The organism is Paraburkholderia megapolitana (assembly GCF_007556815.1).
GTDB classification, from domain to species: Bacteria; Pseudomonadota; Gammaproteobacteria; order Burkholderiales; family Burkholderiaceae; genus Paraburkholderia; species Paraburkholderia megapolitana.
Genome location: NZ_CP041743.1, coordinates 2,976,972 through 2,998,900, shown reverse-complemented (window position 1 = coordinate 2,998,900; position 21,929 = coordinate 2,976,972). Strand labels below are relative to the sequence as shown.

The window sequence follows — 21,929 nt, the reverse complement described above, 5'->3', positions numbered from 1 at the left end:
CAGTGTTCCGACAGCACCTCGCGCCTAGACTGTGCCCATACCGAGGTACCCGTCGCTCTTGCATTCGCCGCGACGGTTCAATGGGACTGGCCCCCGCCGGTCCGATGCACGAGCCACTGGAGTCGTTTCATGGATCATCTGGAATCGATGCGGATTTTCGTTCGCGTTGCGGATCTCGGCAGCTTTGTCCGTGCGGCGCAGGCCCTCGATGTGTCGGGCGCCGTCGTGACCCGCCACGTGGCCGGCCTCGAAGGGCGGCTTGGCGCGCGCCTGCTGAATCGCACGACGCGCAGCCTGTCGCTGACCGAAGCCGGGCAGCTTTACCTGGAGCGCGCCCGCCAGGTGCTCGGCGAACTCGAAGACGTCGAACAGATGGTGCTGTCGCGCAATCATCAGCCGATCGGTACGCTGCGCATCGTTGCTCCCGTCGAATTCGGCATGCATAACCTCGGGCAGGTGCTGCAGACCTACACCGAGCGCTATCCGAAGGTGACACCCGATGTGACGCTGGTCGACCGGCCCGTCGATCTGGTCGAAGAGGGCTTCGACGTCGGCGTGCTGGTGTCGTCGCAGGTGCGGGCCGGCAGCATCGTGGCGCGTCGTTTCACGACGACCTATCTGATCGCATGCGCGGCGCCGGCCTATCTCGCGAAGCACGGCGTGCCGCGGCAACCCGAGCAACTGAACGACCATGCATGGCTCGGCCAGTCGTCCGATTCCTGGGCGGCTGCACAGACCTTCATGAATAGCGACGGCAACGTGCGCGTGAGTCCGTCCGGTGCGGTCGTCGCCAACAACACGGAAATGCTGCGCCGCTGCGCGCTGCTCGGCATGGGGATCGCGATCCTGCCCGCCTATCTGGTCGACGAGGATCTTGCGAACGGCCGCCTCGTGCGGTTGCTCGACGATTACACGCTGCCGCATATCGAGTACAGCGTCGCCTATCCGAGCCGCCGCCATCTGCCGGCGAAGGTGCGAACCTTCGTCGATCATGTCATCGCGCGCTTCGGCGCCATGCAGGCCGATGCGCCGCGCGTGGTCGACGATGCGCTCGACCACGCACACGAAGACGCGCTCGTATAGGCCGGTTCGGCCTGCAGAGAGCGGAGATTCAGCGGATGGAAGGCGGTTTTACGACCCGGCGCCGTTATCGCGCGGCGGGTCGTCGCTTTTTTCCAGCTCGGCGATGACCGTATCGATCAGGCCACTGCGTTTCCATTGCAGCCAGCGGGCGTAGCAGGTCTGCGACGGCGGAAAGGTGGACGGCAGGTGGTGCCACTTCTCGTGATTCAACAGAACCCACAGCACGCCGTTGAGCACATCGCGCGACTGTCTGCGCGGCCGGCCGACGTTCGTGGGCCCCGCCGCAGGTTCCTCAAATAGATGACAGACACGCAGCCACGCGTCGTCTGTCAGGGGGACGGTTGTCATACAGCAAACTTCGTTAACTAGTAGGTACACTGAATTATGCCAAAACCGTGCATGGTTGAATATTCAATGTAGGTGGCTTTTCCCGACTGGTTAGAGGAATTTTGCAGTTTGTTGGCAATTTGTCTGAATAAAGTAAAAAGGTCAGACAATTTTCCATCTTTATACAAGCTGTTTCACAGAACTGTCGTCGTTGCTGCTCCTGTAAGCAGGAATAAGCGGGAATCAGCGCGGCCCGAGCGTCTTCGCGGCCGTGCTGCGCCAGGTAGCGTCGAGTCCATCGAGCACGGCAGACAGATCGCCGGTGGGTCGCGAGAAGTAATAGCCCTGTACCAGCACGTTGGGCCACTGTTCCAGCCAGTGCGCCTGATCGGCGGTTTCCACGCCTTCCACGACAACGCGAATATCGAGTTTTTCGAGCAACGCCAGGATACCGGCGATCACCGCGCTCGCCCGCTGACGCGTCGGCACGAAAGCCAGCAGTTCGCGCGCGAGCTTCACCGTGTCGACGTCCATCTCGCTGAGCAGCGCAAACGACGAGTAGCCGGTACCGAAGTCGTCCATCGAGATGCGGATGCCCGCTTCGCGCAACGGCCGGGTCAGCGTTCTCGTCGCGAGGATCTTCGCCGTGTCTTCCGTTTCCACCAGTTCGATTTCGAGCAACGCGGGTGCGACGCCGTGCATCTGCGCGATCGCTTCGACTTCGGCGGCGAAATTTTCCTGTGCCGCAACCGAAGGCGGTACGTTGACGGCGAGCGGAAGCGCCTTTTGTCCCGCGCGCAGGCATGTCGCGAGTTGCGCGCAGGCGCGATCGATCACGAAGTGTGTGACGTCGACGGCGACCTCGAGATCGTCGTGAAGCGCAGGAACAAAAGCGTCCGGCAACAGCAGACCGTAGTCGGGATGGTTCCAGCGGATCAACGCTTCGATGCGCTCGAGCTCGAGCGTGCGCGCGCCATAGATGCCCTGAAACACCAGATGAAATTCGCCCGCGCTCAAGCCTTGCTGGATGCGCTGGCCGAGACGGTTGCGCACCGGCGTGTCGAGTGCGTCGATTGGATCGATTGCGACTGCCTGTCGTATGTGTTCGATTTGCACCGGAGGTCCCCGTCTTTTGCCGTGTCGATTCGCATGCGCGCTTTTTTTCATGGTCACTCTTTCAGATCGCGCGAGGCCACATTACCCCTGCGGGAATCAGCACGTTTCATGCCATCGATTGGGATCGGCACGAACCCGTTGTGCGCGCTACACGCACGTGTGTAGTCGCGGTTTTGCGCGTCGTATTTCGCACTGAAGGACCGCGCTTCGCATCGGTCACACGCGCGTTTGTTCCGGCCTGTTACGGCGGAGCGTTACGTAACGGGCGCGTTTTCTTTGCATGCGCCGCGAGGTCCCGAAGCACGAATCAGCGCAACAACATTAACTCAAAACGCATAGCACATGCGCTCCTTAGGACCGTGTACGAGTTTTCGATAGAACGTTGTCCGACAATTGGCATGGATGCTGCTTATTCGATGGCGCAGTGCACAACCTGACATCAATAAGACAGGATCCGTAAATGACTATCTGTTTGAATCAACCGTTCTGGTCCGGGGCGAGCCAGCGGTTCTTCTCCTCACCACCCCGGTCCGTGTGTTCTGCACGGACCCGTCCAAGCCGGGCGCGCAGTCGTATCGATTGTGCGATGCCGGATCCAAGTAGTTCGTAAAACGCAAGTACTGAAGACCGCTTGATCGGCATGACGGACTGATTGTTCCGTACGGCGTTCGTGCGTCCGTACGACAGGCAGGTTCGATGCGACAGGCGGCGGTGCGTAGCAGCGCGCTTTTTCGCGTGCGGGGAGAAGTGTTGCCGCGCGAAACGCAACGGCTGGACGCAACCGGCTTGGCGGTGACATACGACGACCATTCGCAGACGACGTGCCGCCTGATGGGCGATTGCGCGTGGGCGAAGCAGAGGACGACCAGAGCATGAGAACAAACCGATCGCACCGCGGTACAGCGACCCGCCTCCTGCTGCGCGAGCAGCATGCGTCGTGCCGGCATACGGGGATGCCGACGTGAGTACCGCCGACTTCGCTTTCACACGACGCAGCACGCAGGGTTCCGGACCGCCAGGGCTGCTCGCGCGCGCAGTCGACGTGCTGCTGATCGTCGGCGGTGCGGCGGCTGCGGCACAGATCCGCTTCGAGCACGTCGCACACAGCCGCCTCGATGCCGCGTTCGTTGCGTTTGCAACAGCCTTCACGCTGGCGCTGTTTCCGGTGTTCGGCATCTATCAGTCGTGGCGCGGTCGTTCGCTGCTGCGACTCGCGAGCCAGATATCGCTGGCATGGGTGGTCGTGCAGGGCTGTGCGCTGGTGTTGATGTTCTCGCTGCACCGCACGGATTTCATCTCGCGACTGTGGTTCGCGTACTGGACCGGCATTACCGGCGGCGGGTTGATCGTCTCGCGGCTCGCAACGCATGCCGTGTTGCGGCGCGTGCGCCATGCGGGGCTGAATCTGCGCAACGTCGCGGTCGTCGGGCGCGGTGTGCATTGCCACGACGTGGTGAGCAATATCGTGGCGTCGCCGGCGAGCGGGTTTCGCGCGGCCGCTGTGTTCGATGTCGCTCCGAACGTTGTTCCCGCAAGCAACGCCGCCATGCCAGGCGTGCCGACCTTCGACGATCTCACGCAGTTCATCCGCCATGTTCGCGAGCAAGGGTGGCAGGAGCTGTGGCTCGCGTTGCCGCTGTCGGAAGAACGCACGATGCTGCGCCTCGTCAGCGAGTTCCGCGACGACCTCATCAACATCCGTTTCATTCCGGACATCAGCAGTCTTGCGTTGTTCGACGGCGGCATGATCGATCTGATCGGTGTGCCGGCGATCAACCTCGCCGCATCGCCGCTGCCGCCGCATGCGCTCGCAAAGAAGGAACTGTTCGATCGCGTGTTCGCGGTGCTCGCGCTACTCGCACTGACGCCGCTACTGATCGCCATCGCGCTGGCCGTCAAGGTGTCTTCGCGCGGCCCGGTGCTGTTCAAGCAGCGGCGCAAGGGCGCGGACGGCCGCGTATTTCGCATCTACAAGTTCCGCACGATGCGCACGCACGACGAAGCGGCCGGCGTCGTTACCCAGGCAACCCGCAGCGATGCGCGCGTGACGTCGCTGGGCCGCTTTCTGCGCCGCACGAGCCTCGACGAGCTGCCGCAGTTCGTCAACGTGCTGCGCGGCGAGATGTCGGTGGTGGGGCCGCGTCCGCATGCGCTCGAACACGACGAGCTGTACCAGAAGGTGGTCAGCGGCTACATCCACCGTTACCGGATCAAGCCAGGGATCACCGGCTGGGCGCAGGTGAACGGTTTTCGCGGCGAAACCGATCGCGTCGAGAAGATGCAGGGACGCGTCGAGCACGACCTGTACTACTTGCGCAACTGGTCGTTTGCGCTCGACATGCGCATCGTCGCGGCGACGATCGCAAGAGGCTTTAGCGACAGCAACGCATTTTGACGGCGCGAACGTGCCGCACAGGCGGCGCGCGCGGTACACGCAAAAAAAGAATTGCAAGCAATACGGGGTGAATCAGATGGGACCTTTGACGAACCGGTGCAACGCCGGCAAAACAGGTGGGCGCCGCAGGCCGGCAGCGCTCGCGCTGAGTATCGTGGCAAGCGTTGCGTTGTCCGCCTGCGGCGTGGCGCCCGGCATGCGGATGATCACGCCTGCCACATTGCCGGTGACGGGTGGCGACGCCCAAACGCCGGCCACCGACATGCCGGTGCCGATCGCCGACATCAATACGACGCTGATCCGGCAACTGCGCGACGACGCTGCGCAGGCCAACGTCGACCAGCTGCGCGAGCTGTCGGTGAAACCCGGACCGTACACGCTCGGTATCGGCGACGTGCTGCAGATCACCATCTGGGACCACCCCGAACTGACGGCCGCGCTCGGAGCGCAACCGCAGATCGCCGGTCGTCCATTCGATCCGGCGCTCGGCTTCGTGGTCGACAGCGGCGGCAACGTCCAGCTGCCGTATGCGGGCAGCGTGCACGTCGCGGGCCTGCGGACCGATCAGGCGCAACAGACGGTTTACGCGGCGCTCGCTCGGGTCTTCGCCAAACCGCAGGTGACGGTGCGGGTCGCATCGTTTCGCGCCAAACAGGTCTATGTGGACGGCGAAGTGCATACGCCTGGAACCGTGCCGGTCAACGACGTACCGATGACGCTCTACGAAGCGATCAGCCGCGCGGGCGGCTTCAACCCGACGGCCGATCAAAGCCGCATGGTGCTCGTGCGCGACGGCGTGTCCTATTCGCTGAACCTGTCGCGGATGCTGGAGCGCGACCAGAACCCGTCGGACATCGTGCTGAAGACAGGCGACCTGTTGCGTGTCGTCTCGCGCGACGACAACGGCGTGTACGTCATGGGCGAAGTCAACAAACCCGTGACTGCAATCCCGATGAAGACCGGCAAGCTCACGTTGAGCGATGCGCTGTCGCAGGCAGGCAGTCTCAACACCGCGAGCGCCGACGCCGCGCAGCTGTATGTGATTCGCGGCTCGCTCGAAGCGAAGCCGCAGGTCTATCACCTCGATGCGCGCTCGCCGGTGTCGGTGGTGCTCGCGAACCAGTTCGAACTGCAGCCGAAGGATGTCGTGTACGTGGATGGCAACGGTCTCGTGCGCTTTAGCCGCGTACTGAGCTTGTTGTTGCCGGGGATCAACGCCGGTCTCACTGCAGCGATTGTGACGAAATGATCGAACGGATTCTTGTTGTGTGCGAGGGCAACCTCTGCCGCAGCCCGATTGCGCAGGGCCTGTTGCGGCGTGAGATGGCGGACACGGTGGTGGCGTCGGCGGGGCTGTCGGCGGTTGCCGGTACTGCGATCGATCCGGTCGCTGCATCGTTGCTGGCGGCGCGCGGTATCGACATGTCCGCGCATCGGGCGCGCCGGCTCGACGAGCGGATGTGCCGCGTCGCCGATCTGATTCTCGTGATGGAACTGGCGCAGCAGCACGCCATCGAGCGCTTCTATCCGATTGCACGCGGCCGTGTGTACCGGCTTGCCGAAGCGTATCCGACCGACGTGCCGGACCCGTACGGACGACCGCATCGTAGTTACGAGTACGCGCTGACGCTGATCGACCACGGCGTGCAGGACTGGACCAGACGCATTGCCAGCCTCGCACGCAGCAGTCGCTACTGACGCTGCACATGAGCTCCTGACGTTTTCCATCGTTTTCCGTATCTGCATCGACAACCTGTAGCGACTATGAATGCTCCAAACCTGCAGCACCAGTTTTCCCGCGACGCGGACGAGATCGACATCCGCGCAGTGCTCGATGTGCTGATCAAGAACGTAAAGACCATCGTCGCCGTGACGGCGGTGTTCGTGCTGGTGGGCGCGCTGTATGCGCTGCTCGCGCGGCCGGTCTACAGCGTCGATATCACCGTGCAGGTGGAAAGCAACGACGATCTGGCCGGCGCGGCCGCGGGCAATCTGATTGGCGGATTGAGTTCGCTGTTCGATGTGAAATCGACCGATGACGGCGAGATGGAGATTCTCCACTCGCGGCTCGTCACGGATAAGGTCGTCGACGACCTGCGGCTCTATATCGATGCGCAGCCGCACTACTTCCCTGTGATCGGCGCGTGGATCGCGCGCCACGGTCATACGCTGTCGCGGCCGGGGCTATTGGGCATGGGCGGTTACGCGTGGGGTGCCGAAAGTATCGCGGTGAACCAGTTCGACGTACCGAAAGACTTCGAAGAGGACAGCTTCACGGTCACCGCGCTCGGTGCCGGCCGCTACCGCCTCTCGGGCAGCGACCTCGACACCGATGCAACCGGCCAGGTCGGCACGCCGCTGAAGGTCGCCACGCCGCAGGGCGACATCACGCTGCTGGTCGCGCAACTGAATGGCCGCACGAACGCACAGTTCGTCGTGAAGCGCTATTCGAAGCTGAAGGTACTCGACAAGCTGCAGAAAGACCTGACCATTACCGAGAAGGGCAAGGACCAGTCGGGCGTGATTGGCGTGACCTACGAGAACCCCGATCCGGCGCTTGCGTCGGCCGTACTGAACGAGATCGCCGACAACTACGTGCGCCAGAATGCCGACCGCAAGGCGGCGACGGCAGAGAAGTCGCTGCAGTTTCTGAACGCGCAGTTGCCCGATGTCGAGCGCCAGTTGCGCACTGTCGAAGACCGCCTCAACGCGTATCAGAACAAGCACGAAGTGGTGGATCTCAGCGAACAGGCGAAGGCCATCCTGACGCAGTCGGTGGCGGCGCAATCGAGCCTCTTCGAACTCGAACAGAAACGCAAGGAACTCACCGCGCTCTATACCCCGGAGCACCCGGCACTTGCCGCGCTCGACCAGCAGATCGCGGCGGCGCGCGCGAACATGGATTCGTTTAACGGCTCGATCCAGCGGCTTCCGGATGCGCAGCAGAACATCGTGCGGCTGCGCCGCGACGTGACTGTCGAAACCGATCTCTATGTCGGCTTGCTGAACAGCATGCAGCAATTGCGGCTCGCCACCGCGAGCAAGATCGGCAACGTACGCGTGATCGATCATGCGGTGATCCCCGACGAGTCGGTCAAGCCGAAACGCGTGCTGATCGTCGCGATTGCCGCGGCGCTCGGGCTGCTGTGCGGCGTGAGCACGGCGGTCGTGCGCGCCGCGCTGTTCGGCGGTCTGACCGATCCGATGGATATCGAACGCGACGCGATGTTGAACGTAATCGCGACGATTCCGCTCAGCGGCGCGCAGCGCCAGCTGATGCGACCCGGCGAGCGTTCCGATCTCGTCCCGTCGATCCTCGCCCTTGCGCGACCGCAGGAACCCGCCGTCGAGGCGCTGCGCAGCCTGTGTACCGCCTTGCAGTTCGCGTTGCTCGAACGGCCGGACAACAACCTCGTGCTGATGACGGGACCGTCCGGTGGGATCGGCAAGTCGTTCATTTCCGCGAACGTGGCGACGTTGATCGGCCTGTCGAAGAAGCGCGTGCTGCTGATAGACGGCGATCTGCGGCGCGGACACCTCGCGACCGACTTCGGCGTGCCCGGCCGCGTTGGCTTGACCAACGTGCTGCGCGATGCCACGCCGCTCGGCGAAGCGATCGTCGCCGACATCACGCCGAACGTCGACTTCCTGCCCACTGGACCACTGGTTTCGCAGCCGGTCGAACTGTTCTCGGCGGGCGGACTCGCGGACGTGCTTGCATGGGCCGCGCAACGCTACGACGTCGTGCTGCTCGATGCGCCGCCCGTGTTGCCCGTGACCGACGCGACGGTGTTCGCGCCGTATGCGGGAATCGTGTTGCTCGCCGCGCGCTCGGGGATGACCAGCAACGGCGAAATTCTCGAATCGGTCAAGCGTATCGAACGTGTCGGCGCGAAGGTGACCGGTGTGGTTTTCAACGGATTCAGGCCGGGCCTGCGCTCGGCGCAGTACGGCAACTACGGTGGTTATGCCTACCGGGGCAACGAGCAGGAAGCACAGCTTGGCAGTCGTTGAAGACGTTGACGGAGCGATACATGGACATCGGCAGAAAGAAGATTCTCGTCACGTTCGGCACGCGGCCGGAGGCGATCAAGATGGCTCCGGTCGTGCGCCGCCTGCGCGCAATGGAGCACGTCGACTGTGAAGTGTGCGTGACTGCACAGCACCGGCAGATGCTCGACCAGGTGCTCGATCTGTTTGCGATCGCACCCGATTACGACCTCGACGTGATGCGGCCGGGCCAGACGCTGGCCGGACTGAGCGCACACATGCTCGGCAAACTTGGCCCGGTACTCGAAGCGAGCCGGCCCGACCTCGTACTGGTCCACGGCGATACGACGACGACCTTCGTCACGTCGCTTGCTGCGTACTACCAGCGCATACCGGTCGGCCATGTGGAAGCGGGGCTGCGTACCGGCAACCTGTACTCGCCCTGGCCGGAAGAGGCGAATCGCAAGCTGACTGCCGCACTCGCGGCACATCATTTCGCGCCGACCGAAACGTCGCGCGGCAACCTGCTGCGCGAAGGCATCGCGCCCGGACGAATCGTCGTGACCGGCAACACCGTGATCGATGCGCTGCTGACGGTGCAGGCGCGGCTCGATCGCGAGCGCGACCTTGCGCAGCGTTTGCGCAGTGCGTTCGCGTTTCTCGACGAGACGAAGAAGATGATCCTCGTTACCGGTCATCGACGCGAGAATTTTGGGCAGGGGTTCGAAGACATTTGCGCCGCGCTGCGACGCATCGCTGCATCGCATCCGCAGGTGCAGATCGTCTATCCCGTGCATCTGAATCCGCAGGTCCGCGAGCCGGTGAACCGGCTGCTCGGCAACGTACGCAACGTCGTACTGATCGAACCGCAGGAGTATCTGCAGTTCGTGTTTCTGATGACGCGGGCGTGGCTGATCCTGACCGATTCGGGCGGAATCCAGGAAGAGGCGCCGTCGCTCGGCAAGCCGGTGCTCGTGATGCGCGATACCACCGAGCGGCCCGAGGCGGTTGCGGCGGGCACCGTGCGTCTTGTCGGGACGGACGCACAGCGCATTGCGGACACGGTCGCGCGTCTGCTGAACGACACAGCGGAGTACGAGGTGATGAGCCGCGCCCATAACCCGTACGGCGACGGACAGGCTTGCGAGCGGATTGCCGCTGCGTTGCCTGCGGTGCTCTGGGGGGACGCGCTGCAGGCCGAGCAGACCGATGCCGTGCATTAGATCGATTACAGACAGTCAAAACAATCAGGCGAAGAGACCTACGCTATGTCATTCGATGTCGTTTCCATTCTTGGGCTCGGGTATATCGGGCTCCCTACGGCGGCTGCGTTTGCAGCGCGCCGCAAGACCGTCGTCGGTGTCGACGTCAATCGCGAGACGGTCGATACGATCAATCGCGGCGATGTTCACATCGTCGAACCCGAACTCGACATGCTGGTGCGTGCCGCGGTGACACAGGGACATCTGCGCGCGACTACCGAGGCCGAGCCAGCCGATGCGTTTCTGATCGCGGTGCCGACGCCGTTCTGCGAAGGCCACAAACCTGATCTGAGTTATGTCGAAGCGGCGAGCCGTGCGATTGCACGGGTGCTGAAGGCGGGCGATCTCGTCGTGCTCGAGTCGACTTCCCCGGTGGGCACCACCGAGAAGGTGGCTGCATGGATGGCTGAGATGCGACCTGACCTGAGCTTTCCGCAGCAGGCGGGTGAGGCGTCGGATATTCGTGTTGCGCATTGTCCGGAGCGCGTGCTGCCGGGGCACGTGATTCGCGAGTTGGTGGAGAACGATCGTGTGATTGGCGGGATGACGCGTCGCTGCAGTGAAGTCGCGGCTGACCTGTATCGGACGTTCGTGCGCGGCGAGTGCGTGTTGACCGATGCGCGCACCGCGGAGATGTGCAAGCTGACAGAGAACTCGTTTCGCGACGTCAACATCGCGTTTGCCAACGAGCTGTCGATTATTTCGGACACGCTCGACATCAATGTATGGGAGCTGATCCGGCTGGCGAACCGGCATCCGCGTGTGAGCATTCTTCAGCCGGGGCCGGGGGTGGGTGGGCACTGTATTGCGGTTGACCCGTGGTTTATCGTCGATTCGGCGCCGGAGCAGGCGCGGTTGATCCGGACGGCGCGGGCTGTTAATGATGATAAGCCGCATTATGTGGTGGAGCGGGTAGAGCGCGCGGCGAAACGGTTTCGCGAACCGGTGATCGCCTGCCTCGGCCTCGCGTTCAAGGCCAATATCGACGACCTACGCGAGAGCCCGGCCATCGAGATCGTGAGTCAGCTTGCGCAACGGTTCGAAGGACAGGTGATCGCCGTCGAGCCTAACGTCGACGCATTGCCGCCATCGCTGCACGGCCGGGTGCGCTTTGGCGATCTGTCGAGCGCATTGGCGCAGGCCGATGTCGTCGTGATACTCGTCGATCACACGCCGTTTCGACGCATCGATCCGGTGAGGTTGCAGGCGAAGGTGGTGATTGATACGCGGGGGGTGTTGTCGCATGGCTAGGCGAGGACTTGGCCTGGCGGCCGGTTACGCGACTTCGTTGATCGGCGGAATCGGTGCGCTGGTGTTGTACGCCCACGTACTCGGCCCCGCTGATTATGGGCGGCTCGCTGTTTACCTGGCATTAGTCGAAGCGATTCAAGGAGTGCTGTTCCAGTGGCATCGGCTAGCGGTCGTGAAATTCTGGGCGGTCAACGAGGACGCCGATCTTGCGTCGTATCTGGCGACCAGCCATCTGACGTGGGTGGGGATGGCATGTGTAGTCGTGGTAGCTGGACTGGCAATCGTGACGGTCGGCAGTCGACCGCCAGTTGAATGGCTGGCAGCCGCTGCGATGGGCGTAGGCAAGAGTGCTGCACTGTACGCACAGGAGCTTGCGCGAGCGTCGGGGGCAGGCCTGCGCTATGCGGTCGGTTCGCTTTTAATGACGCTCGTGTGTGCCGCTGTGGGTGTCGAGGCGTACCGGGTCAGTCATTCGATAGTCGCAATACTGGTGGCGTCGACCGTCGTGTTTGCCTGCACCGCTGTCGTGTGTGGATGGAGAAGAGGAGAAACCGGCTTGCGTGGCAGGTTCCGGCGCGGTCATTTTCGTGCGATGTTGAGGTATGGCTTGCCGCTGATCCCCGTGTTCGTCGCCACCGTTGCGATGACGCGTCTCGACCGTCCAATCCTCGCGCAATTCGAACCTGCACGCATTGTAGGTATCTATGCAGCGACCGCAACGCTTGTGTCCAATGTCATTTCGGCGGCGTGTCTGCTCGTAGTGACGCCAGCCTATCCGTGGCTGTTGCGCGAGAAAGAACGGCGTACGGCCGCCGACTATCGACGGCTGCATGTCCAGACCGGGCTCCTGATGCTCGGTGGTGTGCTAGCGGTGTCGACGTCAATGTACTGCGCTCGTGGTGTCGCAATGCCTTTGCTGCTGGGTAACGATATCGGCGAGGCGGCACAGTCTTTAGTTCTTCCGTTACTGGCAATTACCGTCGTCGGAGGCTTTAGGGCGCATTTTTTTGACCAGACATACCACCTCTTTTCGAGGACGCGCACGTTGATGATGCTCAATCTTGCAACGCTTGGCATGGCGGTTACCGCGCTGTATGTCGGAGCGCGCATCGACGGATTGAACGGTCTGCTGGTCGGTCTGGCCGTCGCGAACGGTCTCTCGCTTTTGCTAAGCGCGATTTTTTCAAGGGCGTTTATCGATCTCCGCAAGCTGACGGATGGCATCGGTTTACTGCTCGTTGTGCTGGTGACCGCAGGTATCGCCGGCCGCCTCGCGGCAGTGATGGGCTGGTTCCGGATTCTGGACGATCACTTGCGAGGCATTGCGACTGCCGGGATTGTCGCAGTCGTGTTTGCCAGCGGGATGTACCTCGCCAATATTGGTGCATTGCGTACGATGTTATCGAGGCGCTCATGAAGCAGAGCTACGACGTAATTTTGCATATTCCTTCACTGGGGGGCGGCGGTGCCGAGCGGGTGGCGCTAGACATCGCGCGACATTTCGTCGCCGAAAAGAAGACTGTCGCACTCTTTATCTATCGAAACGGATCCGCCTACGAGTTGCCTGCCGGAGTCGACGTAATCGTTTCGCGCAGCAACGGACACATCGGGCGTGTTCTGGAGTTTCGTGCACTATTGCGCAACGTAGAAGTGCAGACGGTGGTGTCGTTTCTTCCCTATGCCAATCTGGTGTCGCTACTCGCTAATCTATGGGTGAGGCAACGCCCGCGACTCGTGGTAAGCGAGCACCTTTCGTCCGTGGAGTTGGGGCATCCCAGTCTCAAGGAGCGTATCAAGTTTGCGCTTCTCACTCTTTTGTATAAGCGAAGCGACTGCATCGTTGCGGTGTCGGAAGGCATCGCCGCAGATCTGAGAATGCGGCTCGGAAAGGCGATCTCCCACAAGATCGTGGTTATTTATAACCCCTGCCGCATAACGGAAATATACGATTCGTGTCCATCTGGGGACGCGCAAAACCAGACCATTCTGGCGGTCGGAAGACTGGTTCCGCAGAAAGGCTTTGACACACTGATTTCGGCATTTCGCGATGTCAGGAAAAGAGTGGCCGATGCCCAACTGACGATTCTGGGTGAAGGTCCAGAACGCCTGAAACTAGAGGCGTTGGTGGCGCAATACGGCTTGCAGGAGAGCATCGCGTTACCGGGTTTCTCACGAGATATCGCCGGTGCGTACCAGTGTGCCGATCTCTTCGTTTGCTCCTCGCGTGCAGAGGGTTTTGGAAACGTGATCGTGGAGGCGCTGTCGTTCGGTCTCCCGGTTGTTTCAACTGCATGCAGGCATGGACCCGAGGAGATTCTCGAAGGCGGTCGATACGGAACTCTGGTACCGGTTGGTGATGAGCGTGCGCTCGCGGACGCGATCGTCGCAGCGTTGGGAACGACTGTCGATTCGATGAGACAGATTGCGCGATCCAGGGATTTCTCGCTCGACATCATAGGCGACCGCTACATGAAGGTCGCGGGGTTCAACGCATGAAACGCAGACTGCTTTCAATGATCGGACTGACGATGTGTTTCGGTAGGGAACACACGCAGCCAGTCGAGATGAAAGTGACGTACACCGAACACGGATCGTTGCAATGAGCACATTGTCTTTCGAGGTATCCGCGCGTTTAGCGCGTCGACAACTCAGTTGCGGTGCTGTGGGATTTGCCGTTCTGGCGATTTCGTATCTCGCGTTCTGTATCAGCGACACGATGCTTGCGCTGGACGACGATCGCTCTCAGGTAATCAAGATTTGTGCGTTCGGTCTTCTCTTGCTGGCGCTCGCGATGCGTCCGCGATTTCACCGATTGATTCTACTCTGCGCTCCTTTGCTCGTGCTGCTACTGATCGGACTGATGCGATCGTTCAATTACGACGCCGGATGGGAGGAATTTCTCCGCTTTCTGTTTCCGATCGTCATTACGATGACGTTGTTTGCGTATCGAGACAGACTGGATGGACTGGTGAAGGTGTTCCTGGCCGTAGTGATCAGCAACGATCTGTTTCAGTGCTACTTCTACGCGGCGTACCTCACGGGAATGCCATTGCTGCTTCCAATACGTATTGATTCAGGGCTATTTCTGCGGGCTCAAGGCTGGATTGGATTTTTCTCGGAGTTCAGTTTCATCAACTTCTGTGCCTTCATGCTTTGCCGATGGTACAGGCCGACGAAGCTCGCCCGGTTTATGTCATGGGGTTACATGCTGTTCGCAGTTCTGGGTTTTTCGTTCAAGCTGTTTGCGCCGCTGATCTTCTATCCGCTGATCATCAAGAAGGGATCGCTGCGGGTATGGCTGGCTCTGGTGGCGGTTATCTGTGTCGTCCTGTTTTTGCTGGCCAACGGTTATCTCGACTCTCTTCTGGGGGTTGCCGCGGCGAAGCTGTCGTTTTACGTGATCGCCGGGAATTCGGCCCGAGCAGAATCGTACCGGGTGATGTTTGAGTCTCTGGGCAAGATCAATCTCATCGGAGAGGGCCTCGGATCGTTTGGCGGTCCTGCTTCGGTCAAGTATGGTTCGCCCCTTTACAGTGAATATCACTTCAACTGGTACGGCCTCGGGGACATTCTAAAGACTACCGATACTTTCTACCCTCATCTTTTTGTCGAGTTGGGATTGATCGGAGCAACGATCTGGATGCTACTGGTGTTGCTTTACGGTCAAGGTCGGAGGTGGAATGCCCCGTGGCTGTTCATTGTTGGAGCGTTCTGCTTCGACAATCTTTTTTCGATGGCCATCCTGTCTCCCTCCTACGTGTTTTCCGCGTTGCTGACCATGTATGTCTTCTCGCGAAAGTATCCGAACCCCAACGGTGTATTGAGCGGATCATGAAGCCATCTAAAAAAATGCGTAGTGCAGACGCACCTCGTCTCATTGTCCAGATCGGACCGGATATGTCGGCGCATGGCGGGATCGCTTCCGTGCTGTCCGCCTACGCGTTGCATCGGGACGGATTCGAAGCGTTCGGTTACCGACTGCTGTTCATCTCAAGCGGTGCTGGGTCCGGACGTGGTGCCCTGGGAGTATTTTTCCTGGCATGGATCAAATTGGTGATCCTGTCTCTAAGCGAGCAGGTTCATGTCGTGCATATCCATGTATCGATAAAAGGCTCGCTGCTGAGAAAACTGGTATTTGCAATAACCTGCATGCTGTTTCGCAAGAAGTACGTCATTCATGTTCATAGCGGGATGTTTCCGGCGTACTGTGCCGGTCTTCCCGGCTTCGCATGGCGGATTGTCCGCACAGTACTGACGAGCGCCCAGTATGTTATTTGTCTGTCCGGACACGCGCAGAAGCAACTCATTTCGATGCGACTGACGACACGTGAGAAATGTCGACTCGTGTACAACGGTATCGCGGAACCGATCGGCATGGAAACACGAAAAACATCGTCGTCGTCCGACATAGCGCTTACCTTTCTGGGAAAATTATCCGAACAAAAAGGGATATTCAGGTTACTGGAGGCGCTCGCGTTACTCCCAGAATCCAGTCCGCGATATCGCCTGTTTGTTGGTGGGGAGGGAGAGGTCGAGGCGCTTTCTGAATTGTCGAGAAAATATCGCCTGGACGATCGAGTGGTTTTCGGCGGTTGGGTGACCGGCGAAGCAAAGACCCAATTGCTCGCTGATACCGAGATATTTGTGCTGCCATCGAGAAGCGAAGGTTTTCCGGTATCGATTGTTGAGGCGATGGCTTTCGGTACGGCGATCGTATCCACGCGAATTCCGGGCGTAATGGATGCCATCCGGCCAGAGCTGGAGGGTTTGCTGGTCGAACCCGATGATATCGGTGGGTTGCGCGATGCGATATCGCTGCTGCTTGGCGATGCAGCCACACGTCGCCGTCTCGGCGACGCCGCGCGTCGACGGTTTCTTGATCAGTTCACGATACAGAAGACCGTCCACAGCCTCGTTTCAATATACGACAACGTGACGTGATCGCTATGGGAACGACATCCCCTTATACCTTCGATGCAACGGCAATTGCCGACTCATTGCTTGCACAGAGCAGGCTTGAGAATTTTGCCGGCTACGATCCGTTCGATGGATTGAACAGTGTTTTGTTTGACAGACTAGGGGCGAAGCGCTTTTCTCTCGCACGTATAGCATGGCTGCAATTGCACAAGCGAAGCCCGATTAATCTTCGTGGACTCGTGGGAGTCGCGAAGAAGCGAAATCCCAAGGGGATCGCACTCGTTATTCTCGGACTCATCGAGCGTCGTCGTGTCGATCGGATTGCGACAGAACTTGACGAAGCCGTAGCGCTGGGAGACTGGCTGCTTGCACAGAGTGTCGATCGAAAAGTATGGCGTCACTATGCATGGGGCTATCACTTCGACTGGGCAGCGCGAGCGTTTTACGTGCCATGCGGGAAGCCGAATGCGATCACGACTTGTTATATAGCGAGAGCGCTCTATGCGCTGGGCAACGTAACGGGGTTTGCGCGATTTACGGATGCCGCCGTCGACGCAGGGCGTTTTCTGGACGATCTATACGTGCCGACGGAAGACGCCGGATATTACGCGTACATTCCCGGTGAAACCACATTGGTGCATAACGCGAGTTTATGGTCTGCTGCAGTTGTAGCGGAAAGCGCGGTTCGTTCAAACGATAGCGGGATGCGAGAGCGGGCGCTGACTGCTGCGCGGCTGTCATCGTCGATGCAAAGGGAGGACGGTTCGTGGCCGTATGGAGCTCGTTCACATCATGGGTTTATTGACGGATTTCACACCGGTTATAACCTGGAGGCACTGAGTTCTCTTCAGGCTGCCTTCGGGACCACAGAATTCTCCCGCGTGATCGACAAAGGGATGAGGTATTACCGGAGGAATTTCTTTCTGCCCGACGGAACAGTCAAGTACTACAACGATTGCATCTGGCCCATCGATACACATTCGGTGGCACAAGCAGTTATCACGCTACTGAAGGTCGGCGGTTCCGACGAAGACCGTACACTGGTCGACGTAGTGCTGTCGCGAGCTCATCGAACGCTTTATCTTGCCAACGAAAATCGCTTTGCGTACCAGAAGGGACGCTGGCTGACCAATCGCATCAACTATTTTCGCTGGACTCAGGCTTGGGCTTTCTACGCACTCAGCTTTTACATAGCAGAAGCATCGAACTGGCGGAGGCATTGCGATGAAGCGAATTGAGTTCCTTTCATGTCCTATGGATGTTGCGACGATGGACGAGAGTGTCGAATGGATTCGCTCGAGAATAGAACGAAGGCAGTTCACGCAACACGTGGTCGTCAATGTTGCAAAGCTTGTTCACTTGCAGAAAGACCTCAAACTGGCGGAGTCGGTTCGTGCTTGCGACATGATCAACATCGACGGAATGGGCGTTGTCTGGGGCGCGCGTTTAATGGGGTTTTCTGTTCCCGAACGCGTAACAGGTGTCGACCTCTTTGAGAATCTGTTGCAGATGGCGGAAGAGCGAAGTTTGCCGATATTTTTACTCGGCGCAACCGACGCAGTGGTGACGCGGACGGCCGAAATCGTAGCTGAGCGTTATCCGAAACTGCAAATCGCCGGCTTTCATCACGGGTACTTCTGGAACGATGAGGCGCAGGTGGTGGAGAAGATCGGCAACTCCGGGGCGCGCCTGTTGTTTGTTGCAATCACGTCCCCGAGCAAAGAAAACTTCATCAATCGCTGGAAGGATCTTCTGCGCGTCGATTTCGTCATGGGCGTGGGCGGAACATTCGATGTCGTGGCGGGCAAAGTGCGCCGGGCGCCGCGATGGATGCAGCGCAGTGGCCTTGAATGGGCATTTCGCGTTCTGCAGGAGCCGCGTCGGATGTGGAAACGCTATCTCGTGACGAATTGCCAGTTCGCGATGATGTTACTCAAGATTCGTCTTGCATCGATCTTCCACCGGACTGTCGACGAACATGGCAAATAAACTTGCATGGCTGACGGGTCTCGTCTTTGCGGGAGCGACCTATGGTCTGCCACTGGCTGACGGGCATGAAAATGGCACGTACGTGCTGGTCTACAAAAGTATGTGGCGTACAGGAATCGATCCACGTCTGACGATCCAGGCGCCCGATAAAGATTCGATTTCGACGGTAACAATGCCTCCGTTTGACGGCACCGTACTCAAGGTCACGATGCGGCGTTCCGACTACATCAGTCACAAGGTTAGTGGCGTGCCGCGCGCCGAAGTGGTTTTTGCACCAGTCGCCCGCTTCGCGCCAGGACACGAATACGAGGTGAGATGGACGACGATGATCCCATCCAGTTATCCGATCGATTCGTTGCAGCCGGAGATCATTACGCAGGTTCATCACAGCAGCAGCGTGGGTTCTCCGCCGTTTTCGTTGATGTTAGCCGGAGCGCACTATCAGGTCGACGTGAGAGGTGGCTTGGGTACACCGAGTCGATCATATACATTCGGTGCGCCGCTTGAGGATGAGGGCAAGGTCGTAGCGTGGGTACTCCGTTACCGCCCGGACGACCAGGGGCAGCATGCATTGACGGACCTGTACAAGGACGGAGTGCTCGTGGTGCACAGCGCCGGCAAGCCAAATGCTTACCCCAACGATAAAAATGCCTATCTTAAGATCGGCGTGTACAAGTGGTGGTGGAATACGCGTCCGTCGGACGTCAGTGAGCGCACTATGTATTACGGTAATGTCGAGATCGGTGAGCAGTTGCTTGCGTCTGCGAAACCGTGAGGGGTTTGCTCGCCAACATGCCGCTTTGCCTGGTAGAGTGCGAGACCCGGCTGTTAGCTTCTGGAACTCTCGGCAGACAATGACATGTAACGCTGCGTAATCTCCGCATGACTAGCTGCATCAGCACTAACAGTACTACCGTTACTTCGCATAACATTGACCCGTACTACCTCATGAGCAACTTCATCGTGTTCGCTGCGTTGATCTGCGGCGCGATGAGCGGTACTACTGCTCGATTGATCGCCGGCTAGCGCCGGTGCGTTGGCTGTGCGCATCGCATGCATCACCCGCGATGCCGCAGCGTTGAATCCCGATAAGCTCCCATAAGCCCCGTGATTAAAATCCCTATGTCAGACGCGGACTGGATACGCGTCAAACCTCTTTTCGACACCCCAGAACCCGTGACAGCGCGTGGCCGCCCGCGCCGCGATGCCCGTCAGATCCTCGATGCGATTCTCTGGGTACACCAGAGCGGTGAGAAATGGCACCGGTTGCCGGCACATTTCCCACCGCAGCAGACCTGCTATGCAAAGTTCATCGCTTGGCGGCGTGCAGGCATCCTGCATCGCGTTGCTGCGATCCTCGATATCAAGCCGTTCGATACCTGATACCTGATGCTCGATGGAGCGTGTCAGGCACTTCGGTCTGAACTGCTCCAGGCGATCCCGCTTATGCAATCCCCTGCACAGCTGCAATATCCGACAAACTGCCGCGAAACTCGTAACTGCCGATGTGTCCAACCTCAAACCACGGCGCTCCATAAACAGCCCCACCCATGTCGCGCCAACGCTTACAAAAAAACAGATCTTCCGACAGCATCTCGCCACGCTCGTTCTTGCCGATATCGAAGAACGTATGAATGGTTTCGTTACCGCCGGCGCGATCCGGAGACGACATGACTTCGTTGGGATATGCATCGGCCATGTCCAGGAAAACATGCCGCTTGATTAGCATGATTCCTGTGCCGATTCCCTCGACCTCCACGGGTTTCTCGACGCTGAACCCCTGGCCCGGTTGTTTAAGCTGATAGGTTCCATATGAACCTGCCACCTTGGCCAGTTCACCCGGCGCCATGTCCGGATAGGCACGTGCCGCCGATGCAACGTTCAGCCAGTTGATTTCCTTCCGAGGACACATCGCAGCGATCACATCCAGATCGGCGTCCAGCAGCGCCAGCACGTCGTCGCTGCGGAAGACCATATCGGCATCGATAAATAGCAAGTGAGAGCAGTGGGTTCGCTTGAGGAACCAGTTGCTCAGCAGATTGCGGGCGATCGTGATGACGCTCGAGCTTTTCGTCCATGCATACTCGAAGCCTATGCCGCGTTGATACAACGCAGCCTGCAACTGCAACAACGAGTGGGTATACGAGCCGTAACACTGGTCGTTGTAGATCGGCGACGCAACCAGGATGCTGATGGGGCGCTGCGTATCATCGTGCTGGATCATTTTTTCACAGAAGGGCTGGTTGGACCGGACGCGGCCATACAGGAATTTTCCCCAGACGTTGGCGACAACGTCGCCGTCGAGTTTACGACATAGCCGGCCGGACATCTAAACACCACCTTGCCGCGATCGCGGCCATCCTTGATTCCATATCTTGAGTTCGCGGTCGCGAGTTGCACGGCAAAGTCCTGAAAGTCCTGCTTCATCGTGTTCACGATGGTCGGAAACTCCGCCTGAGTCGGCGTGCCCCGTCCGCCCGTGCCGGTATAACAGCCGAAGTTGTTCTGGCGATTGCCGGATGTGTCGCTGGCCGAATAACAGAGCAGGAAACGGACACGAGAGGGTTTGGTGACAACCAGATATGACTGGGCGTCGACGATCACGGCACCCGGATTCAACGGATCAGCCGACATCGAACCGTCGTTACCGAGCACCCATGTTGCGCCCGTATCGAGAAGACCCAGTGAACCAGGGCTCTGGTTGAGATTGATTTCCGACGGCGCAATATCGATCGGGTATGACCACACCCTGTAGGACATCGCCAGCTCTGGCCACGTGAACATGGTGACGCAATCGTTCGCGCCGGAAGTCATCGATAGTTTTGCGTTCAGGTTGGCCACATAGCCTGCCGGACATCTAAACACCACCTTGCCACGATCGCGGCCATCCTTGATGCCATATCGTGGGTTCGCGGCCGCGAGTTGCACGGCCAAGTCCTGAAAATCCTGCTTCATGATGTTCACGATTGTCGAAGACTACGCCCGTGTCGGCGTTCCTAGTCCGCCGGTGCCTGTATAACAATCGAAATTACTCTGACGACTATTAGCCATGTTAAGCGCCGAATAGCAGAGCAGGAAACTGGCTTGAGAGGGTTTCCTGATCACCAGATAGGCCTGGCTGGCGAGGACCGTGGAACCCGGATTCAACGGATCAGCGGACATCGAACCACCGCTACCCAACGCCCATGTCACGCCCGGACTCAGAAAACCAAGCGAACCAGGGCTTTGGTCAATATCAATTTCGGAAGGTGCAATACCGGCGGGATAGGAACTCGCTCTATAGAACATTGCCAGCTCAGGCGCTATTGCACCCGGTACTGGTTGAGCGTTTGCCGCGGTGGATAAAGTGGCGATCGTGACTGTCCCACAAGCAAACGCGTACCGCAGCAAAACCAAAAACCTCGAATACATTTTTACACCCCGCTAACTGGTTTCGTGAACTGGCCGGATTTTTATGAATGTTTTTATCGCGGCACGTAACACAGTACGTTGATTCACATAGCGGGGTGAACTACGCCGAAAGACATAGGAAAAGGGAAACCTCTGCATTTACCAGGGCGTTCTTTCGGCAACCGGTATTCAGCACCAGACGCAGTCTG

The 21,929-nt window shown here is 59.4% G+C and carries 18 protein-coding genes and 1 pseudogene; 15 read left to right on the top strand and 4 right to left on the bottom strand.

What is annotated here, in order from left to right:
* Nucleotides 1-129 precede the first annotated feature (129 nt).
* Nucleotides 130-1,008: pseudogene (locus FNZ07_RS12660) on the top strand (LysR family transcriptional regulator); the annotation flags it as partial.
* Between the two features lie 123 nt (nt 1,009-1,131).
* On the opposite strand, the gene FNZ07_RS12655 reads toward FNZ07_RS12660, so the two are convergent.
* Nucleotides 1,132-1,431, bottom strand: coding sequence for a transposase (locus tag FNZ07_RS12655; protein WP_218161334.1), 300 nt, complete (start codon nt 1,429-1,431; stop codon nt 1,132-1,134).
* Nucleotides 1,432-1,653: 222 nt separating this feature from the next.
* A complete protein-coding gene (locus tag FNZ07_RS12650; protein ID WP_170275734.1) occupies nt 1,654-2,526 on the bottom strand; it encodes an EAL domain-containing protein in 873 nt (290 codons plus the stop codon).
* Between the two features lie 961 nt (nt 2,527-3,487).
* On the opposite strand from FNZ07_RS12650, the gene FNZ07_RS12645 reads away from it, so the two are divergent.
* From FNZ07_RS12645 to FNZ07_RS12580, 14 genes are all read left to right on the top strand, one after another.
* Complete coding sequence (locus tag FNZ07_RS12645) at nt 3,488-4,921, top strand: undecaprenyl-phosphate glucose phosphotransferase (RefSeq protein ID WP_245811307.1); 1,434 nt, start codon at nt 3,488-3,490, stop codon at nt 4,919-4,921.
* 76 nt (nt 4,922-4,997) lie between these two features.
* Entirely contained in the window at nt 4,998-6,170 is a 1,173-nt protein-coding gene (locus FNZ07_RS12640) for a polysaccharide biosynthesis/export family protein (protein WP_245811305.1), read from the top strand.
* Nucleotides 6,167-6,619 carry a low molecular weight protein-tyrosine-phosphatase gene (locus FNZ07_RS12635; protein ID WP_091006778.1) on the top strand — a complete coding sequence of 151 codons (453 nt, stop codon included), beginning with the start codon at nt 6,167-6,169 and terminating at the stop codon, nt 6,617-6,619. The genes FNZ07_RS12640 and FNZ07_RS12635 overlap by 4 nt, the downstream gene beginning before the upstream one ends.
* A gap of 66 nt (nt 6,620-6,685) precedes the next feature.
* Entirely contained in the window at nt 6,686-8,935 is a 2,250-nt protein-coding gene (locus FNZ07_RS12630) for a polysaccharide biosynthesis tyrosine autokinase (RefSeq protein ID WP_091006776.1), read from the top strand.
* Between the two features lie 20 nt (nt 8,936-8,955).
* Nucleotides 8,956-10,134 carry a non-hydrolyzing UDP-N-acetylglucosamine 2-epimerase gene (gene wecB, locus FNZ07_RS12625; RefSeq protein WP_091006775.1) on the top strand — a complete coding sequence of 393 codons (1,179 nt, stop codon included), beginning with the start codon at nt 8,956-8,958 and terminating at the stop codon, nt 10,132-10,134.
* 45 nt (nt 10,135-10,179) lie between these two features.
* Nucleotides 10,180-11,424, top strand: coding sequence for a UDP-N-acetyl-D-mannosamine dehydrogenase (gene wecC / locus FNZ07_RS12620; RefSeq protein WP_091006773.1), 1,245 nt, complete (start codon nt 10,180-10,182; stop codon nt 11,422-11,424).
* Nucleotides 11,417-12,841 (top strand): lipopolysaccharide biosynthesis protein, encoded by a 1,425-nt coding sequence (locus tag FNZ07_RS12615; RefSeq protein ID WP_091006771.1) that lies wholly within the window; start codon nt 11,417-11,419, stop codon nt 12,839-12,841. The genes wecC and FNZ07_RS12615 overlap by 8 nt, the downstream gene beginning before the upstream one ends.
* On the top strand, nt 12,838-13,920 hold the full coding sequence (locus FNZ07_RS12610; protein ID WP_091006769.1) for a glycosyltransferase: 1,083 nt from the start codon (nt 12,838-12,840) through the stop codon (nt 13,918-13,920). The genes FNZ07_RS12615 and FNZ07_RS12610 overlap by 4 nt, the downstream gene beginning before the upstream one ends.
* A gap of 103 nt (nt 13,921-14,023) precedes the next feature.
* Nucleotides 14,024-15,259: a hypothetical protein gene (locus FNZ07_RS12605; protein WP_091006767.1), complete on the top strand. Its 1,236-nt coding sequence runs from the start codon at nt 14,024-14,026 to the stop codon at nt 15,257-15,259.
* A complete protein-coding gene (locus tag FNZ07_RS12600; protein WP_091006764.1) occupies nt 15,256-16,365 on the top strand; it encodes a glycosyltransferase family 4 protein in 1,110 nt (369 codons plus the stop codon). Before FNZ07_RS12605 ends, FNZ07_RS12600 begins: the two co-directional genes overlap by 4 nt.
* Before the next feature lie 5 nt (nt 16,366-16,370).
* Entirely contained in the window at nt 16,371-17,579 is a 1,209-nt protein-coding gene (locus FNZ07_RS12595; protein WP_091006762.1) for an aspartate-semialdehyde dehydrogenase, read from the top strand.
* Nucleotides 17,566-18,330, top strand: coding sequence for a WecB/TagA/CpsF family glycosyltransferase (locus FNZ07_RS12590; protein ID WP_091006761.1), 765 nt, complete (start codon nt 17,566-17,568; stop codon nt 18,328-18,330). The genes FNZ07_RS12595 and FNZ07_RS12590 overlap by 14 nt, the downstream gene beginning before the upstream one ends.
* Complete coding sequence (locus tag FNZ07_RS12585) at nt 18,320-19,105, top strand: heparin lyase I family protein (protein ID WP_091006759.1); 786 nt, start codon at nt 18,320-18,322, stop codon at nt 19,103-19,105. Before FNZ07_RS12590 ends, FNZ07_RS12585 begins: the two co-directional genes overlap by 11 nt.
* A gap of 401 nt (nt 19,106-19,506) precedes the next feature.
* The gene (locus FNZ07_RS12580; RefSeq protein WP_245811303.1) at nt 19,507-19,713 is read left to right on the top strand and encodes a transposase; all 207 of its coding nucleotides are present in this window, start codon (nt 19,507-19,509) and stop codon (nt 19,711-19,713) included.
* A 61-nt stretch (nt 19,714-19,774) separates the two neighbouring features.
* On the opposite strand, the gene FNZ07_RS12575 is transcribed toward FNZ07_RS12580, so the two are convergent.
* Together FNZ07_RS12575 and FNZ07_RS12570 are read right to left on the bottom strand one after the other, a co-directional pair.
* Nucleotides 19,775-20,554, bottom strand: coding sequence for a hypothetical protein (locus tag FNZ07_RS12575; protein ID WP_091006756.1), 780 nt, complete (start codon nt 20,552-20,554; stop codon nt 19,775-19,777).
* The gene (locus FNZ07_RS12570; protein WP_143098003.1) at nt 20,551-21,285 is read right to left on the bottom strand and encodes a hypothetical protein; all 735 of its coding nucleotides are present in this window, start codon (nt 21,283-21,285) and stop codon (nt 20,551-20,553) included. The genes FNZ07_RS12575 and FNZ07_RS12570 overlap by 4 nt, the downstream gene beginning before the upstream one ends.
* Nucleotides 21,286-21,929: the final 644 nt, after the last annotated feature.

Excerpts from the sequence above, each read along its gene's own strand:
- FNZ07_RS12655 (WP_218161334.1), bottom strand. The coding sequence starts at position 1,431 with ATGACAACCGTCCCCCTGACAGACGACGCGTGGCTGCGTGTCTGTCAT.
- FNZ07_RS12640 (WP_245811305.1), top strand. The coding sequence starts at position 4,998 with ATGGGACCTTTGACGAACCGGTGCAACGCCGGCAAAACAGGTGGGCGC.
- FNZ07_RS12635 (WP_091006778.1), top strand. The coding sequence starts at position 6,167 with ATGATCGAACGGATTCTTGTTGTGTGCGAGGGCAACCTCTGCCGCAGC.
- FNZ07_RS12630 (WP_091006776.1), top strand. The coding sequence starts at position 6,686 with ATGAATGCTCCAAACCTGCAGCACCAGTTTTCCCGCGACGCGGACGAG.
- wecB (WP_091006775.1), top strand. The coding sequence starts at position 8,956 with ATGGACATCGGCAGAAAGAAGATTCTCGTCACGTTCGGCACGCGGCCG.
- wecC (WP_091006773.1), top strand. The coding sequence starts at position 10,180 with ATGTCATTCGATGTCGTTTCCATTCTTGGGCTCGGGTATATCGGGCTC.
- FNZ07_RS12615 (WP_091006771.1), top strand. The coding sequence starts at position 11,417 with ATGGCTAGGCGAGGACTTGGCCTGGCGGCCGGTTACGCGACTTCGTTG.
- FNZ07_RS12610 (WP_091006769.1), top strand. The coding sequence starts at position 12,838 with ATGAAGCAGAGCTACGACGTAATTTTGCATATTCCTTCACTGGGGGGC.
- FNZ07_RS12605 (WP_091006767.1), top strand. The coding sequence starts at position 14,024 with ATGAGCACATTGTCTTTCGAGGTATCCGCGCGTTTAGCGCGTCGACAA.
- FNZ07_RS12600 (WP_091006764.1), top strand. The coding sequence starts at position 15,256 with ATGAAGCCATCTAAAAAAATGCGTAGTGCAGACGCACCTCGTCTCATT.
- FNZ07_RS12595 (WP_091006762.1), top strand. The coding sequence starts at position 16,371 with ATGGGAACGACATCCCCTTATACCTTCGATGCAACGGCAATTGCCGAC.
- FNZ07_RS12590 (WP_091006761.1), top strand. The coding sequence starts at position 17,566 with ATGAAGCGAATTGAGTTCCTTTCATGTCCTATGGATGTTGCGACGATG.
- FNZ07_RS12585 (WP_091006759.1), top strand. The coding sequence starts at position 18,320 with ATGGCAAATAAACTTGCATGGCTGACGGGTCTCGTCTTTGCGGGAGCG.
- FNZ07_RS12575 (WP_091006756.1), bottom strand. The coding sequence starts at position 20,554 with ATGATCCAGCACGATGATACGCAGCGCCCCATCAGCATCCTGGTTGCG.
- FNZ07_RS12570 (WP_143098003.1), bottom strand. The coding sequence starts at position 21,285 with ATGAAGCAGGATTTTCAGGACTTGGCCGTGCAACTCGCGGCCGCGAAC.